Source organism: Aquimarina megaterium XH134 (assembly GCF_000520975.1).
GTDB classification, from domain to species: Bacteria; Bacteroidota; Bacteroidia; order Flavobacteriales; family Flavobacteriaceae; genus Aquimarina; species Aquimarina megaterium.
The window spans coordinates 18,654-36,431 of sequence record NZ_JACB01000054.1 but is presented as its reverse complement, the minus strand read 5'-3'; the positions used below and the strand labels follow the sequence as shown (position 1 = coordinate 36,431).

Here is a 17,778-nt window from a genome sequence, read left to right as displayed (position 1 = left end):
TTCTAAAATTGATTAATTAAACGCGCTAATTTAAGTAAATTAAGACGGTTTTAACAGCCAATTACCCTGTAATATACGGAATTTATTAACAATAGTATAGACAGATGTAGTTAATAAGTCTGTGATCTTAGGTTTTGATTATTAATGCATTTTTTGTCTATTTACCAATACAAGCAAAAAAACCCTAATAGACACTGTCTCAGAGCTGGTGTGTGTATTTTTAGAGCTTGAAATTGCATGACAAAATATCCCAATGTCAAAATATCTAATTAAAAGGAATAGTTTTTGTCAATTTAATTCTAAAAATTACTATTTTAGTTATAAAGAAAGAGAATAATTTTATGGATGATAATTTTTCGCCCAGAGTAAAAGATGTGATTGCGTACAGTAAAGAAGAAGCTCTTAGATTAGGGCATGACTTTATTGGCACAGAACACCTTATGTTAGGGTTGCTACGTGACGGAAGTGGTAAAGCTATTAATATTCTAGATGCGTTAGATATTGATTTGACAAATTTAAGAAGGAAGGTTGAGATCCTAAGCCCTGCAAATCCAAATATAGCTGTCGCTTCGAACGAGAAAAAAAATTTACATTTAACTAGACAAGCAGAAAGAGCATTAAAAACTACTTTTTTGGAAGCTAAGTTATTTCAAAGTTCTTCTATTAATACTGCTCATCTTCTGCTATGTATCCTAAGAAATGAAAATGACCCAACTACAAAACTTTTAAATCGTTTAAAAGTAGATTATGATAATGTTAAAGACCAATTTAAGTTTATGATTGCTAACGAAGAAGAATATATAGATAATCCAAAAGCAGAATCTTTCTCTGAAGATGATGATGATTTAACTGGAGATTCATCTAAAGAAAATCCTTTTAACTCTCCTTCTGGAGGAAGTAAAGCAGGGAAAAAATCTAAAACTCCTGTTTTAGATAACTTTGGCCGTGATTTAACGGCAATGGCAGAAGAAGGAAAACTCGACCCCGTAGTGGGGCGATCCAAAGAGATAGAGCGTGTATCTCAAATATTAAGCAGACGTAAAAAGAATAACCCACTACTCATAGGAGAACCTGGAGTTGGTAAATCTGCCATCGCAGAAGGACTTGCTTTAAGAATAGTAAAACGTAAAGTTTCTAGAATCTTATTTGACAAAAGGGTCGTTACTCTCGACCTGGCAAGCTTAGTTGCAGGAACCAAATATCGTGGACAATTCGAAGAGCGAATGAAAGCGGTAATGAACGAATTAGAAAAGAACGATGATATCATTCTTTTTATAGATGAGATTCATACTATTGTTGGTGCTGGTGGTGCTACAGGAAGCTTAGATGCTTCAAATATGTTTAAACCAGCCTTAGCAAGAGGTGAAATTCAATGTATTGGAGCCACAACCTTAGATGAATATCGCCAATACATAGAAAAAGATGGTGCTTTAGAGAGACGTTTTCAAAAAGTAATTGTAGAACCTACAAATATTGAAGAAACCATAGAAATCCTTAATAACATTAAGGAGAAATATGAAGAACACCACAATGTTAGTTATACACCAGAAGCTATTGAAGCTTGTGTAAAATTAACCAATAGGTATATGACAGATCGCTTTTTACCAGATAAAGCTATTGATGCGTTAGATGAGGCGGGTTCTAGAGTACATATTACCAATATTGATGTTCCTAAAAAAGTACTTGATCTTGAGAAAAAACTTGAAGAAGTAAGAGAACTCAAGAATAGTGTAGTCAAAAAACAAAAATACGAAGAAGCTGCAAAGCTTAGAGATGACGAAAAGAATCTTGAAAAAGAGCTTGGTGTTGCACAAGAACAATGGGAAAAAGAATCCAAACTACATAAAGAAACTGTTGATGAAGAAAACGTAGCAGATGTAGTTTCTATGATGACTGGTATCCCTGTTAATCGTATAGCGCAAACTGAAAGTAATAAATTAGCCGAATTACCCGACCTAATTATGGGTAAAGTTATAGGTCAGGATGAAGCCGTTACCAAAGTTGTAAAAGCAATACAACGTAACCGTGCAGGTCTTAAAGATCCCAACAAACCTATCGGGTCATTTATATTTCTAGGGCAAACCGGGGTTGGTAAAACACAATTAGCTAAAGTTTTGGCCAGAGAACTCTTTGATAGCGAAGACACACTTATTCGTATCGATATGAGTGAGTATATGGAGAAATTTGCAGTTTCCAGACTTATTGGAGCACCTCCTGGGTATGTTGGTTATGAAGAAGGAGGTCAACTTACAGAGAAAGTAAGAAGAAAGCCATATGCAGTTATTCTATTAGATGAAATAGAAAAAGCACATCCTGATGTCTTTAATATGATGCTTCAAGTATTAGATGATGGATATCTTACTGATAGTCTTGGACGTAAAATTGATTTTAGAAATGCTATAATCATCATGACATCTAACATTGGAGCTCGTAAACTGAAAGATTTTGGGCAAGGAGTTGGCTTTGGAACTTCTGCCAAAAAGACTCAAGCAGAAGATTATGCTAAAGGAGTAATCGAAAATGCATTAAAAAAAGCATTTGCTCCTGAGTTTTTAAACCGAGTAGATGATGTTATTGTATTTAATGCATTAGAACGAGAGGATATTCATAAAATTATCGATATCGAACTTGATAAACTATACGGACGAATCAAAGATCTTGGTTACGACTTATCTTTAAGTGAAAAAGCTAAGGATTATATTACCGAAAAAGGTTTCGATAGACAGTATGGTGCAAGACCTTTAAAAAGAGCTATCCAAAAATATATAGAAGATGCTTTAGCAGAAGAGATCATCAATTCTCAGCTTGAAGAAGGTGATAGTATATTTATGGATATGGATGATGATTCTGGCGAATTGACAATTACCATTAAAAAAGCTGAAGAATCAACCGAATCTTAACTTAATATTTATAATAAAAAATACAAAAGAGACTGTTACCTATAAGTAACAGTCTCTTTTAATATAGATTAAAAACATGTAACAGCCTTAAATTCAATCGTACAAAAATTACAAAAAACACAATAATAAGATTACCAGAGAACTTTTCTAATCCTCTTTCTAATTCATGTTTTTTTTATATCTTATACCAATAATAAAATAAGAAAGAGAGCCCTATTTCTATCCTATTTCGTATCTAAAACACATACTAAAATGCTAACAAATAATAGATGATCACTTCATACAACTTCTATTTCTGTCATATAGAGATATATGAAGATTATGTAAAGGCTATAATGAAAGAAGGAATTACAGTCTTACCAGAACATAACGATGTTTTGCTAATGATTACAGAAAAACATTTCAAAGACAAACCTTTTGTTTATATCACACACCGCATTAACTCTTATGCTGTAAATCCAACGGTATACTTAGAAACTGCCAAAATCACAAATGTGATTGGATTTGCGGTAGTATCTGCCGATCATAGACAAAAAATACAAACAAAGCTCGAAAAAGCTTTCTTTAACAAAGAGTTTAAACTATTTGACACTTTGGAGCTAGCCCTGAAATGGAAAGATAATATGATCAGAAAATATAAAGATCAAAAAACATTATAAAAACTATAAAGCGATACTTGTAGTGATACAGCATCGCTTTATTATAGTTATTAAGTTTATAAATTATTTAGCAATATTTACTGCTCTTGTCTCTCGTATTACAGTCACTTTTACCTGACCGGGATATGTCATATCTGTCTGCACTTTTTGAGAAATCTCGAAAGAAAGGCTAGCTGCTTTTTCATCATTCACTTTTTCGCTTTCAACAATCACACGAAGTTCTCTACCTGCCTGAATCGCATAAGCTTTTTTCACTCCATCAAATCCAAAAGCGATTCCTTCTAAATCTTTCAGCCTTTGTATATAAGAATCCAATACCTGACGTCTGGCCCCTGGTCTGGCTCCGCTAATCGCATCACACACCTGAACGATAGGAGAAATTAGCGATGTCATCTCTACTTCATCATGATGCGCCCCTATAGCATTACAGACTTCTTGTTTTTCACCATATTTTTCTGCCCATTGCATTCCCAGGATAGCATGCGGCACTTCTGTTTCTGTATCCGGAACCTTACCAATATCATGCAGCAAACCTGCTCTTTTTGCTAGTTTTGGATTTAACCCTAATTCTGAAGCCATTACGCCGCATAACTTAGCAACTTCTCTTGAATGCTGTAAAAGATTCTGACCATAAGAAGATCTATATTTCATTCTACCTATAGTCTTAATTAGTTCTGGATGCAATCCATGTATCCCGAGATCAATTACGGTACGCTTACCGACTTCAATAATCTCTTCGTCAATTTGTTTCCTTGTTTTTCTTACTACTTCTTCTATTCGTGCAGGATGAATCCTCCCATCGGTCACTAATTTATGAAGTGACAATCGAGCCACTTCTCGTCTTACAGAATCAAAACAAGATAAAATTATTGCTTCAGGAGTATCATCCACTATAATTTCGACTCCTGTAGCAGCCTCAATAGCTCTAATATTTCTACCTTCTCGACCAATAATCCTACCTTTTACATCATCACTTTCAATATTAAAAACCGAAACACAGTTCTCAATTGCTTCTTCTGTGCCTATTCTTTGAATAGTATTAATTATTACTTTCTTAGCCTCCTGTTGTGCAGTTAGCTTAGCTTCTTCAATAGTATCTTGAATAAGTGCCATAGCATCAGTCTTTGCCTGCCCTTTTAAAGACTCAACAAGTTGTTCTTTTGCTTCTTCTGCAGATAATCCTGATATAACTTCAAGTTGTTGTACCTGGCTTTTATGAAGTTTTTTAAGTTCACTTTGTTTCTTTTCTAAATAGTCCTTGCGTTGCTCTCCTTCTTTAATTTTTTCCTCGAGCTCTATATTTAGTTTTTTGTTTTTAGATAATTCATTAGAAACCTGAGATTCTTTATCTCTTGTTCGTTTTTCTGCTTCGGCCATCTTTTTATCTCGCGATAATATTACCTTTTCATGTTCTGATTTTAATTCAATAAATTTTTCCTTAGCCTGAAGTATCTTGTCTTTTTTAATTGTCTCTCCCTCATTTTTAGCATCTCTTAAAATGCTTTCGGAAGTTTTTTTAGCATTTTTAATAATTTCTGAAGCTTTATTACGTTCCAGAACTTTGGCAATGATAAATCCTATCATTAGTCCTGCTACCCCAGCAACTATTAAAAATATAATATTATTATCCATAATTTGTGTTAGTATTTATATAAAAAAAGCCTGCACTAGCAAAGGTTTTGTATAAACTCTGTAAAAACAGGTTTAGGGCTAACAAATTGCTCAAGAATCCGCTCAAGGCGGCGCGCTTTTACAACTTAAACTCACCCTTTTTAATTAATTCTTGTTGAGTTTATCAAAATAACAACTAGTGCAGGCAGTAACCTTATTTATTTTAAAGAACGTTATGATAAATGTTCATGTAGCAAATTATTTAATTCATTTAGTCTATTAGCCACATTAACCGTGTCATCATCTTTATCTATAGTTTTTTGTTCTACTTGTGCCGCAAACTGTAAAGCACACATTGCCAATACATCTTGCTTATCTCTAACTGCATAACTTTGCTCAAATTGCTTTATCATGGCTTCTATCTTTTTTGCTGCTTTCCGTAAACCTTCTTCCTGATCCGGATTAATCGTTAACGGATATACACGATCTGCAATAGATAATTTAATTTTAAGCTTATCTGCCATATTTTACTTATTCAGAAAGTTGTGCGATACACATATCAATCTCTCTTATTAAAGCGTTTATTTTGAGCTTGGTTTCCCTTTTATATTCGTCACTGCCTAATATTGCGTTTGCATTTTTGAGCGCACTGAATTTTTCTTCCCACTGCTTTAATTGATCAATCTGAAGTTCTGAATTAGACTCCAAATCCGATATTTTCTCTTTTAAATTTAAATTTTGTTGCTTAATTAATTCATATTTATGAAGCAACTTACTTATTCTATTTTCAAGAGAATCAATAATTTCAATTAAATCACTCATTGTAAATTTTACACAATACTTCGTTACACAAAGTTAACATACCAATTGAAAAAACCCAATAGTTTTACAACTAATTTTAAACCCTTTCTTTATTGTGGTTTAATCCTCGATATTTCTTCTACTTTAACCAAAGACGATGCGATTATCTGGTGCATATCATAATAACGATATTCTGCCAGTCTTCCTCCAAAAATCACACCTTCTAATTGTTGTGATTCTTCTTTATACTTTTTAAATATTTCTTGATTTCTACCGTTATTAATAGGGTAATATGCCTCTTTGCTTCTATCCCAATTTTCGGGATATTCTTTTGTTATAATTGTTTTATCCTGCTTTCCAAATTCAAAATGTTTATGTTCAATAATTCGGGTAAATTCATAACTTGCATCATTATAGTTTACCACTGCATTACCCTGGTAATTTTCTATGTCATGAAGTTCATGTTCAAATCGTAATGATCTGTATTCTAAATGCCCATGCTTATATTCAAAAAACTCATCTATCTTGCCCGTATATACAATCTTATCGGCTAGAGATTCAAGCTCTATTCTATCTTCAAAAAAATCCACTCCTGTTTTGGTATCAATACCGTCTAGTAAACCATTAATAATTACATTATAACCTCCGACAGGAATTCCTTGATAAATGTCATTAAAATAATTATTGTTATATGTATATCTAACTGGAAGTCTTTTAATAATAAATGCAGGGAGTTCTGTAGCTTTTTTCCCCCATTGCTTTTCTGTATAGGCTTTAATAAAAGTTTCATAAATATCTTTCCCTACCAAAGATAAAGCTTGTTCTTCAAGATTTTGTGGAGACTTTACTCCATATTGTGCTACTTGCTCATCAATAATCTTTTTTGCTTCTTGCGGTGTCTTGGTTCCCCATAGTTGATAAAACGTATTCATATTAAAAGGCAGGTTATACAGTTTACCTTTTGACAATGACAATGGAGAATTTATATAATTATTAAAAGTTGCAAATTGATTTACATAATCCCAGATTTTTTTATCATTAGTATGAAAAATGTGAGCTCCATATTTATGTATATTAATTCCTTCTTTTTCCTCGCAATATACATTTCCGCCTAAATGATCTCGTTTATCTATCACAAGACATTTTTTACCCCGATTAGTCATTTCGTGAGCAAAAACACTCCCAAACAATCCTGCTCCTACAATTAGATAATCATATCTCTTTTCTTTCACTAGTATATTTTTTTATTCGAAATGGTTTCTAAAAAATTCAGTTGTCAAAACTACTATTTTTAAAAGGATTTTATAGGTAATAATTACACATCAAAAAATCAAAATTGATAATCTTCTTAAAATAGGGTATAAAAAATAAAATGTGTGTATCTTTCCCACGATAAATTTACATATTCATATGAAAGGATATTTCATTTCCAGAAATTACAAATCTCTTTTTAACGCCGCTGGTAAAGCAAAAACTGATTGTGAGTCTATTCTAACCGAAATGGGGTTTAAAAACCTGGGATTCAAACAATCTTCAATCCCTAACTCTGCAATTGGTGCTCTAAAAAACTTTTTCGGCATTACCTTCGCCCTAATACGATTACCTTACAAGTCAACATTATGTACACAATATCCTCTAAATAAATTTAGAAACTATGTCTTATTTGTTGCAAAAATAAAAAGATGTAAAATCATTACTATTGTTCATGATGTGCGTTTTTTGAAAGGTAGAACTAGTGATGCAAATAAAGAATTAAAAAAAATAATTTCTTCAGATGCCATTATTGTGCATAATGATTCGATGAAGAATTGGTTTTTGGAACAAGATGTTAAAATCCCAATAATTGTACTCGGAATATTTGACTATATCTTAAATAAAGGATTACCTGATCAAAACAATGATGTTACAGGAGAAAAGATACACGAAGTAGTATATGCGGGAGGTTTTGGAGAAGGTAAAAATTCCTATATCTATGATATTGACCTACTCGAAAGAAAAAATTTCAGAATGAATCTGTATGGTATGGGATTTGATTATCAAAAACTCAAAACCGAAAAAGAAACATCTGTACTTACTTATGAAGGAGCATTTCCTTCTGATGTGGTTGCTTATCATATCAAAGGATCTTTTGGATTAGTATGGGATGGTATCTCTACAGAAGAATGTAGTGGTCAATACGGACAGTACTTAAAATACAATAACCCTCATAAAACTTCATTGTATATTTTATGTGGATTACCTGTAATTGTATGGGACAAAGCTGCCATTAGTACTTTTATAACAGATAACAATATTGGCTTTACAGTTTCTAATTTAGATGAATTAAGTAACAAATTAGAAAGTTTATCATTAGAAGAATATAAAAAAATGAAAACTAATGTAGATTTGGTTAGAACAAAAATTATTTCTGGTGGATATTTAAATGACGCTATTAATCATGCACTGAAAATAACATAATCTAACAAAAAAATAAGTAGTTTTATAAGCACATTTCATAAACACACACATAGATACCCCCTTTTATGAGAAAGATTATAGTTTTTATTGTACTTGGCTTTTCTTTTTGCTATGGACAAAAGAACCTTCCAAAAGACTATTTTATTCGTCCTCTGGATATTCCTACTGTAGTTTCGGGAACATTTGGCGAGTTGAGATCTAACCATTTTCATTCTGGATTAGATATGAAAACTAAGGGCGAAGAAGGATTAAATGTATACGCTACAGCATCTGGTCGAGTAACTAGAATAAAGGTTTCGCATGGCGGGTATGGTAAAGCATTATATATTGCACATCCCAATGGATATACAAGTGTATATGCCCATTTAAAAAAATTCTCTCCAGAAATTGAAGCTTTTGTAAAAGAAAGACAGTACGCAAAAGAATCTTATGAAATAGAACTTTTTCCAAAATCAGGTTCGTTAATGGTTAAGCAAGGTGATGTTATAGCATACAGCGGTAATACCGGAGGAAGTTCTGGACCTCATCTTCATTTTGAAATTAGAGATTCGAGATCCAGACCAATGAATCCAATGAATTTTGGTATAGAAGTAAAAGATACCAGAAAACCAATCATAAATAGTCTTTGGGCCTATAGTCTGGATAAAGACGCACATATTAATGGTGCGCAAAAACCAGTTAGATTAAAGCTTACACCTCTAGAAGACGGTAGTTTTAAAGCAGAAAACCTAAGTGCATATGGTAAAATCGGTTTTGGCGTAGCTACCATAGACAAACAAGATTTAGCCGAGAATAATAACGGTGTATATGAAATAACTACTCTAATTAATGGTCAGGAAAATTTAAAAATAGAAATGAATCGTTTTTCTTTTGCCGAAACACGATATGCAAATCGGATTATTGATTACTCCTATTTTAAAGAATACAGAAGTAGAATAACAAAACTCTTTGTTGAAAAAAACAATCCGTTGACCGTTTTTAAAAAGAAAGTAAATAACGGTATTGTTACTATTCAAGATAGCCTTTCTTACAACTATACCATTCATATCAAAGATTTTAAAAACAATACCACTACAATTACTATTCCTGTACAAGGAAAGAATGTAGAAACAATCACTAAAACAGATATTCCTAAAACATCAGAATACGCTAAAGCAACAGAAAATTATACGTATAGCTCTGGTTTTTTTGACCTTTTTATTCCTAAAGGTGCATTATATGAAAATACCTATCTAGACATATCTGTTAATGGAGAAAAAATTAAAATCCACAATAACAAAACTCCGTTACATAAAAACATGACTCTGGTTTTTGATGTATCAAGGTATAGTGAAGAAGATAAGAAAAAACTATATATAGGCCGTTTAAATGGCTCTAAAACACCATCATACTCTAGAACATCTAAGAAAGGTAATCGGTTCTCGACCAGAACACGTACTTTTGGAACATACTCCTTATTTACCGACAACCAGAAACCTACAATAATACCTATTAATGTTTCTAGCAAAAAATGGATATCAAAGGCCACACATTTAAAAGTAAAAATCAATGATTCTGAATCTGGAATAAAAAGTTATCGAGGTACTATAAATGGAAAATTTATTTTATTAGAGTATGATTACAAGACCGGAATGTTAATCTATGATTTTAATGATAAAAATCATGTGGACTCAGAAAATAATTTTAAACTTGTTGTGTTAGATAAAGTAGGTAATCGAGCAACGTTCGAAACCACTTTTTTTAGAAAACCTTAAATACTCTTATTTCTTGAAACCTAATTTTTTCCCTCTTTTGATTTTACTGATTCTAATCAGTATTTCTTCTTCGGCTCAGACCGCAACGTTAAAAGGTGTTATTCTTAATGAAAACAATATTCCCATTCAAGGAGCTAACATCTCTTATAACGATTCTGGTACTCAATCTGATAAAAACGGTGTATATCAACTTAGTATACCAGCTAATCAAGAAATTACAATACACATATCTCACATTAGTTTAAAAAATGTACAATTTGTTATTAATCTTGAAGAAAATCAAGAATATGAACTTAATCCAGTACTAAAAACAGATGTTGAACAGATAGGTGAAGTTATTATATCGGGTAGAGAGCGAAAAATTGTAGAAGGAATTACAACATTAGATCCCGAAACCATTAGAACCACCCCTTCTGCCAATGCAGGTGTAGAAGGACTCCTCAAGAGTTTACCCGGGGTAAGTTCTAATAACGAATTGAGTACGCAATATTCTGTTCGTGGAGGAAATTATGATGAAAATTTGGTCTATGTAAATGAGATCGAAGTTTATCGTCCTTTTTTAGTAAGATCAGGGCAACAGGAAGGTTTAAGCTTTGTAAATACGGATATGGTTCGTAATGTAGATTTTTCTGCAGGAGGGTTTCAAGCTAAATATGGAGACAAACTTTCTTCAGTTTTAGATATTACCTATAAAAGACCAACAAGATTGGGGGCAACAGCAGATTTAAGCTTACTGGGAGGTAGTGTTTCTGCAGAAGGAATTTCTAAAAACAAAAAACTAGCTGCTATTGTTGGTGTGCGATATAGAGATAATAGCTTATTAGTAGATGCAAAAAATACTGAAACCAATTTTCAACCTAGATTTGCAGATGTACAAACGTATCTTTCTTATAATTTTTCCAGTAAATTTGAATTAGGCTTCTTAAGCAATTTAGCACTTAATACCTATGACTATGAACCATTAACCGAACAGGTGAATTTTGGAACATTACAAACAGTGCAGGCATTGACTGTTCGTTATGATGGACAAGAAAAAGATCGGTATGAAACTTATTTTGGAGCACTAAAAGGGACCTACAGAGCCAATGACAACTTAACTCTAAAATTAATTGCCTCTGGATATCACACACAAGAACAAGAGCATTATGATATTTTTGCAGCATATGCACTGGGTACTGTAAATACCGATATTGGGAGTGAAAACCTGGGAGAAGTAGAATTTAGTGAAGGTATAGGTTCTCAATTAACGCATGCAAGAAATGATCTGGATGCATTGATATATAATCTCGAACATAAAGGAACATATGTTGCAGGTCAACATCAGTTTGATTGGGGTATCAAATATACCTCAGAAGATATTAGAGACCGTTTACAAGAATATGAAATCATTGATTCTGCTGGTTTTTCTATCAGACCTCCTGTATTGGATTTTGTAAATGATCAGCCATACACTCCTTTTGCAAGTCCTATTGTTCCTTTTACTAGCGTAAGAGCTACAAATAGCACCAAAATTGATCGTATTTCTGGATATGCACAATACAGCATTCGCTCTAATATAAAAGAAAATGAAATTTGGGCAAATGTAGGCATTAGAGCACATAACTGGAATATTTATGGAAATACAGTTGATAGCTCTGATTCGCAAATTGTATTTAGCCCTAGAGCTCAGGTTGCGATTAAACCTAATTGGAAATCTGATATGATCTTTAGAATCTCTGGAGGGTTATATCACCAGCCTCCTTTTTATAGAGAGTTACGAGATTCATTGGGAGTGGTACGACCAGATGTTAAAGCACAACAATCAATACATATTGTATTAGGTAATGATTACAGCTTTTCTATGTGGAAAAGACCATTTAAATTAACTACAGAGTTATATTATAAAAAACTAACTAATGTAAACCCGTATACTATCGAAAATGTTAGGATACGATATCGCGCAAGAAATAATGCAGAAGCATATGCACAGGGAGTGGATTTAAGGCTTAATGGAGAATTCGTTCCTGGTACAGAAAGCTGGGTGAGTCTCGGGTATTTAAAAACTGAAGAAAATATCGATAAGCGTGGTTATATCTCTCGACCAACGGATCAACGACTCAAAATCGGAGTATTATTTCAGGATTATGTTCCCTCTATCCCAAGTTTAAAAATGTATTTAAATATGGTCTATCAAACAGGAGTACCAGGAGGTTCTCCCAGTTATGCCGATCCATATAATTTTCAGACCAGATTACGAGATTACCGAAGAGCTGATTTAGGCATCTCATATGTTGTTGTTGATCAAAACAAAAGATTAAGAGAAGGTCATTTTCTTAATATGTTTAGAGAACTAAACCTAGGTTTTGAGATCTACAATATCTTTGATAATCAAAACACGATCACTAACACTTTTGTAAGAGATGCAGCAAGTCAACGCCAATTTGCTATTCCCAACTATTTAACGCCACGGGTTTTTAATGTTCGATTAAGGATGAAATTTTAAGAAAGAATTATTCTTCTATAAATTTCTTTAAGACATCTACTGTATAATCAATTTCTTCTTTAGTATTAAACTTTGAAAGAGAGAAACGTATAGATGGTTTTTGTAAATCCTCATCAGAAAGGATTTCGGTTAACACATGAGATCCTTTACCACTTCCGCTTTGGCAAGCACTCCCTTTTGAACATGCAATACCATTAATATCTAAATGAAATAATAATATCCCTGCCTTTTCTTCAGAAACAGGTAAACACACACTAATTAAGGTGTATGTACTTTTTTCAGGATCACAACAACTGGCATTAAACTTTACTCCTTCAATGTTATTTTTAAGAGTATCGATAAAGTATTGCTTAAGATTTTTAACGTAGCTCTTTTCTTCTTCTAAATTTTCATATGATAATCGCAATGCCTCATCCATTCCTGCAATATTATGCACGCTTTCTGTTCCTGCTCGATATCCTCGTTCTTGTTCACCACCAAAAATTAACGGTTTTAACCCAGAATTTTTTCGAATGTATGCAAAGCCAACTCCTTTTGGCCCATGAAATTTATGAGCACTTACCGCTGTAAAATCAACATGTAAATTACTTAAATCTACATCATAATGGCCTATTGACTGAACCATATCACTATGAAAAAGTGCTTCATGTTCATTACACAAGTTTCCTACATGCTCAATATCTAATATTGTTCCTACTTCATTATTTACATGCATTAAGCTTACTAACGTCTTCTCATTAGAATTACTAAGAAGTGATTCTAAGTGTTTATAATCAATCGAACCATCTGTATTTATGTTAACATAACTTACTACTATATCGGTACGAGACTCTATTTCCTGTACTGTATGCAATACTGCATGATGTTCTATTCTGGTTGTAATAATATGCTTAACTCCTAAATCCCTAACGGTACTATTTATTGCTAAGTTATCAGCTTCTGTGCCTCCAGAAGTAAAAATAATTTCTGATGCTTTTACCCCTAGATAACCAGCGATGTTTTTACGTGTTTGTTCAATATGATTCTTAGCAGATCGACCATAACCGTGTATTGATGACGGATTTCCATAATCTTCTTTCAATACAGAAACCATTTTAGCAATAACTTCTGGCCTTACCTCTGTGGTAGCCGCACTATCAAAATAAACTTTTTGCATAAAACAAAATAATTAAGTTGTTGAAATAGATATTTATTCGTTTTTTGTAAAAAAAACTTTAATTTTTACAATATTCCCAATTTTCCGACTACAAAACTAATCTAAATAAAATTATTTTCGAGTACACACGTTATAATCTTTCAATTCCTTTACTTTTGTCAAAAAAAATACTCATTCTGACATGAAAAAGTTGTTTTCATTTCTCTTTTTATTATTATTTCTTACCTCATGCGATGATGGTGATATAGTGATCACCAGTTTTGAGTTTGATGATGTTGACTTACAACTTTGTAAAGGTGCAAAACCAAATGAATTTGTTTTTTTCAAGATTAGCAAAACTATAAACGAAGCTATTTCTTATAACTTTATAAGTGAGAACTTTTCTGATACTATCGTAACACCCACACCCATTGCTATCCAATTAGGTGAAAGTTCTAGTAATTTAATATATAGAAATTTCAATGCCCCGGTAACTGCAGATTATTTTTGTTCTAATGTACCTTCTAGTGAAATCGTAATTATTGAAGAACTTAATGGTACTACAGGAACATCTGAAATTTTAACTGAAATCATTACAGAAGATGATGATGATGGAATTCCGGCAGAACAAGAAGATCTGAATGGTAATGGCAACCTTGATGATGATGATACCGATGGCGACGGAATCCCTAATTATAAAGATCAGGATGATGATAATGACAACATTCTAACTAGTGTTGAGTTACCAAATGATATTCCTGATAATGATGATCCACGAGATACAGATGGAGACGGTACACCTGATTATCTCGAAGAAGATGATGATAATGACGGAATCTTAACTCGTAATGAAGATGCAGATATGAATGGAAACCCAAGAGATGATAGAGATTCTGTTTCCGGAAAATTATTTTACCTAGATGCAGAATCGACTAATAGTGCAGTTGCAGTAGATCCTGTCCTTGACAACACTATAAAAACTACATTTAGAACCACTGTATCTATAAACGGCCTTGTTTTTGATGGTAACAATCAGAATTTTAAAGACAAGAATTTTTCATTTGGTTTTAGGGATATTACCATCCCTAAGACTACCAAAAAAGAGTAGCTCATACCACATTATTATGAATAATTTTTTTTACTATATAATTTTTATTGCAGTACTGGTTAGTTGTAGTGAAGGAGATATTATTGAAAATGACATCAGTAATTTCACAGCTCCGTTAGAGAATTGCTCTAATCAAAATGAAGATACTTTTGTTTTTTTCAAAATTGATCCTCAAATTAATCAATCTCTTTCTCTTAGCTTTACAAGCACTACTTTTGAATTAAATACAGTTCCAGAAAGCCTTACTCATACTGTAGCACTTAATAATACTACAAATATCCTAATATACAGACAATTTAATACTCAAATCGATGGTACTGCATATTTTTGCAGCAGTGTTCCTCCCAGCGGTATTACAGTTACTCAAGAGCTAAAAAGTTCTAACGGAAATGCTGAAATAAAATATGTCGTAAAGAGTGATACAGCTACAGAAACTGTCTACACCAGAACGATAACTCTTACCGATATCACTCTGGAAGGAGCTGGGATTGCAATACGACAAGAACTATTACAACTAGGTGAAGATGAGATTACTGTTTTAAAATAACTATTTTGGGTTTTGAACAATATACACCTCTGTCGCTCCTAGTCCATATTTTCTATAGTTACCTTCAGAAATTCTGATATTATCATATCTCCCAAAAAGGTATTTGAGTTCTTCTTTTAAAACTCCTTGCCCTACTCCATGAATAAAAACCACATTGGGAATACGTTTACTAATTGCGAAATCCAGTTGTCTTTTTGCAGTATCCAATTGCAATGTTATCATATCATGATTTGTCATTCCCTTGGTTGATCTCACTAATTTGTTAATATGTAAATCAACTTCCATTGGTGGCACATCTCGTTCTTTTGGTTTAGCAATAGGTCTTTTGGGCTTTTTTTTAAAGACCTCCTTCTCCTGCAAGTTCTTATGTACCTCTTCATAAGAAGGCATAATAAGCTCTCCTGACTTAATTTTTACCACTTCACGAATAAAAAATGTCATATCAAACCCATCCTCTGTTTCAATTGTTACTTCATCAGCAGTAACTGCTACAACTTCGCCTGTTATTGGTTCGTCCAAAACAGATACAGTATCCCCTATTTTAATCATATCATTCTTCTTCTTCAAGGTATGGATCAGAATCAATTTTGGTTTTCGATTTCACATTGGTATTAATAAGAAATACTCCTAACATTAAAAAAACCACTCCAATACTCTGGATGTAATAGTTTTTCGTTATCGAAGAAATTTCACTTATCAATGCAATAGCCCCAATCATTACCAAAAGTATACTTATAATTTTTTTGACCCTACGATAATTCATTTGCCTAATCCTTTTTTTATTAATCCAATAGATAGTATAATCAATATCATCATTCAATATCTTAAGAATTGATTTCTTTTCAAATAATGACTTCAAGGTATTTTTCTTTATACCTGATCCAATACTTCTCTTTACGAATTGCAAAAGTATTAAATAATAGATTTTTGAACCTGCAAATATTTTAAATAACTTAATTATGTATATTGCAGTTAATAATTATAAAGTTTTTCGCTTTTGGAGACCTATATGTTACCTTGTTTAAACAAAAAAATTTTTGGAGTTGATTGTTTAGGCTGTGGAATGCAAAGATCTATTTCTCTCTTACTCAAAGGAGATTTTGTTGCTGCGTTTTATATGTATCCTGCGATTTATCCTCTTTTACTATTACTAATATTTTTGGGATTCAACTTTTTTATCAAATTTAAATATGATAGACTTATAAAAATGGGTCTTATGGTTACAGCCATACTTACTATTATTATAAGTTATGTAATCAAAATGAAAATTATTTTTAACTAATCAATCTAAATTATGGAAAAACAAACATTACCTAATTCTACCCTAATCCTGGTTTTTGGTATTCTATCAATCTTAGGATGCTGTTGTTATGGTGTGCTAGGAATTATCCTTGCTATTGTAGCTATAGTACTTGCTAAAAAAGCTACTGCATTATACAATGAAAATCCAGAATTATATACTGGATATCAAAATGTTAAAACAGGTAAGATACTAGCAATTGTAGGTTTAATATTAAGTATTATCTATTTAATCTATGTTGTTTTCATATTTGCAACAGTAGGATATGATGGTATACTAGATATGCAAAGAGAAATGATGGAACAGTACGGAGGGTAATCTGTAAATAATTTAATTTTTAAAAACTGTTCGGAATAGTATTTCGAACAGTTTTTATTTAGAATAAATGTCTTACTCATATAATTTGTGGAACGGTTTATTAACTATATTGAATCTAATCTATTACAATGCCCTACCAAAAAGCTAATAGGTATTGATTGTTTAGGCTGTGGTTTTCAACGAAGTTTTTTATTACTCATCAAGGGGGATTTAGTAGAGTCGTTTCTAATGTATCCTGCGCTTATTCCATTACTATTAATGTTTGGATATCTAATTGCTCATCTTCTTCTAAAGTTTAAAAAAGGTGCTAAAACCCTTCAATATTTTTATATTTTAAATAGTATACTTATCATTACAAATTATATTATAAAATTCTAATACATTATATGGAAAACAAACAACAATTGCCAAATGCTACATTGGTATTAATATTCGGGATCGCATCAATAGTAACCTGTTTCTGCTATGGATTTCTGGGGTTAGTATTTGGTATCATTGCCTTGGTATTAGCTAAAAAAGCTAAAGAATTATATCTGGCAAATCCAGAATTATACACAGGATATGAAAATCTAAATGCAGGTAGAATTTGTGCTATAATTGGTACTATATTAAGTTCTTTATACCTACTAATTATTATTGGGTATATAATATTTATGGGTGCTCTAATGCCTTGGTCAGAAATATTAAATCAATAAAATTTTTGCGT

18 protein-coding genes and 1 other RNA gene are annotated in these 17,778 nt (G+C 32.3%); 11 read left to right on the top strand and 8 right to left on the bottom strand.

Features of this window, described 5'->3' with window-relative positions; genetic code table 11:
- Positions 1-341 precede the first annotated feature (341 nt).
- Entirely contained in the window at positions 342-2,900 is a 2,559-nt protein-coding gene (locus Z053_RS0123760) for an ATP-dependent Clp protease ATP-binding subunit (protein ID WP_025667464.1), read from the top strand.
- 269 nt (positions 2,901-3,169) lie between these two features.
- Positions 3,170-3,559 (top strand): STAS/SEC14 domain-containing protein, encoded by a 390-nt coding sequence (locus Z053_RS0123755; RefSeq protein ID WP_025667463.1) that lies wholly within the window; start codon positions 3,170-3,172, stop codon positions 3,557-3,559.
- Between the two features lie 63 nt (positions 3,560-3,622).
- On the opposite strand, the gene rny is transcribed toward Z053_RS0123755, so the two are convergent.
- The 5 genes from rny to glf form a co-directional block, all read right to left on the bottom strand.
- A complete protein-coding gene (gene rny / locus Z053_RS0123750; RefSeq protein WP_025667462.1) occupies positions 3,623-5,191 on the bottom strand; it encodes a ribonuclease Y in 1,569 nt (522 codons plus the stop codon).
- A 53-nt stretch (positions 5,192-5,244) separates the two neighbouring features.
- A non-coding RNA gene (ssrS, locus tag Z053_RS30880) (6S RNA) lies at positions 5,245-5,351 on the bottom strand.
- A 52-nt stretch (positions 5,352-5,403) separates the two neighbouring features.
- Entirely contained in the window at positions 5,404-5,694 is a 291-nt protein-coding gene (locus Z053_RS0123745) for a cell division protein ZapA (RefSeq protein ID WP_025667461.1), read from the bottom strand.
- Positions 5,695-5,701: 7 nt separating this feature from the next.
- Positions 5,702-5,992 carry a hypothetical protein gene (locus tag Z053_RS0123740; protein ID WP_025667460.1) on the bottom strand — a complete coding sequence of 97 codons (291 nt, stop codon included), beginning with the start codon at positions 5,990-5,992 and terminating at the stop codon, positions 5,702-5,704.
- 89 nt (positions 5,993-6,081) lie between these two features.
- Positions 6,082-7,203, bottom strand: a complete 1,122-nt coding sequence (glf, locus tag Z053_RS0123735; protein WP_025667459.1) for a UDP-galactopyranose mutase — start codon at positions 7,201-7,203, stop codon at positions 6,082-6,084.
- A 178-nt stretch (positions 7,204-7,381) separates the two neighbouring features.
- Between glf and Z053_RS0123730 the strand changes: the two genes are divergently transcribed.
- The 3 genes from Z053_RS0123730 (at position 7,382) to Z053_RS0123720 (ending at position 12,664) form a co-directional block, all read left to right on the top strand.
- On the top strand, positions 7,382-8,428 hold the full coding sequence (locus tag Z053_RS0123730; RefSeq protein WP_025667458.1) for a hypothetical protein: 1,047 nt from the start codon (positions 7,382-7,384) through the stop codon (positions 8,426-8,428).
- A 65-nt stretch (positions 8,429-8,493) separates the two neighbouring features.
- Positions 8,494-10,182, top strand: a complete 1,689-nt coding sequence (locus Z053_RS0123725; protein ID WP_025667457.1) for a M23 family metallopeptidase — start codon at positions 8,494-8,496, stop codon at positions 10,180-10,182.
- 13 nt (positions 10,183-10,195) lie between these two features.
- A complete protein-coding gene (locus tag Z053_RS0123720) occupies positions 10,196-12,664 on the top strand; it encodes a TonB-dependent receptor (protein ID WP_025667456.1) in 2,469 nt (822 codons plus the stop codon).
- Positions 12,665-12,671: 7 nt separating this feature from the next.
- Here the strand turns inward: Z053_RS0123720 and Z053_RS0123715 are convergent, their stop codons facing one another.
- The gene (locus Z053_RS0123715) at positions 12,672-13,820 is read right to left on the bottom strand and encodes a cysteine desulfurase family protein (protein WP_025667455.1); all 1,149 of its coding nucleotides are present in this window, start codon (positions 13,818-13,820) and stop codon (positions 12,672-12,674) included.
- A 181-nt stretch (positions 13,821-14,001) separates the two neighbouring features.
- Between Z053_RS0123715 and Z053_RS0123710 the strand changes: the two genes are divergently transcribed.
- Entirely contained in the window at positions 14,002-14,907 is a 906-nt protein-coding gene (locus Z053_RS0123710) for a hypothetical protein (protein WP_025667454.1), read from the top strand.
- A 16-nt stretch (positions 14,908-14,923) separates the two neighbouring features.
- A complete protein-coding gene (locus Z053_RS0123705; RefSeq protein WP_025667453.1) occupies positions 14,924-15,454 on the top strand; it encodes a hypothetical protein in 531 nt (176 codons plus the stop codon).
- Here Z053_RS0123705 and Z053_RS0123700 read toward each other — a convergent pair whose 3' ends face one another.
- The gene (locus Z053_RS0123700; RefSeq protein WP_025667452.1) at positions 15,455-16,003 is read right to left on the bottom strand and encodes a DNA mismatch repair protein MutS; all 549 of its coding nucleotides are present in this window, start codon (positions 16,001-16,003) and stop codon (positions 15,455-15,457) included.
- Position 16,004: 1 nt separating this feature from the next.
- Positions 16,005-16,313, bottom strand: a complete 309-nt coding sequence (locus Z053_RS0123695) for a hypothetical protein (RefSeq protein WP_152538383.1) — start codon at positions 16,311-16,313, stop codon at positions 16,005-16,007.
- Positions 16,314-16,463: 150 nt separating this feature from the next.
- Here Z053_RS0123695 and Z053_RS0123690 point away from each other — a divergent pair, with 150 nt between their 5' ends.
- The 4 genes from Z053_RS0123690 to Z053_RS0123675 all read left to right on the top strand — a co-directional run bounded on the left by Z053_RS0123690 (position 16,464) and on the right by Z053_RS0123675 (position 17,767).
- Entirely contained in the window at positions 16,464-16,736 is a 273-nt protein-coding gene (locus Z053_RS0123690) for a DUF2752 domain-containing protein (RefSeq protein ID WP_051476133.1), read from the top strand.
- Between the two features lie 12 nt (positions 16,737-16,748).
- Entirely contained in the window at positions 16,749-17,072 is a 324-nt protein-coding gene (locus tag Z053_RS0123685; RefSeq protein WP_025667449.1) for a CCC motif membrane protein, read from the top strand.
- 87 nt (positions 17,073-17,159) lie between these two features.
- Positions 17,160-17,450 (top strand): DUF2752 domain-containing protein, encoded by a 291-nt coding sequence (locus Z053_RS32225; protein WP_081748329.1) that lies wholly within the window; start codon positions 17,160-17,162, stop codon positions 17,448-17,450.
- Positions 17,451-17,458: 8 nt separating this feature from the next.
- The gene (locus Z053_RS0123675; RefSeq protein ID WP_025667447.1) at positions 17,459-17,767 is read left to right on the top strand and encodes a CCC motif membrane protein; all 309 of its coding nucleotides are present in this window, start codon (positions 17,459-17,461) and stop codon (positions 17,765-17,767) included.
- Positions 17,768-17,778 lie beyond the last annotated feature (11 nt).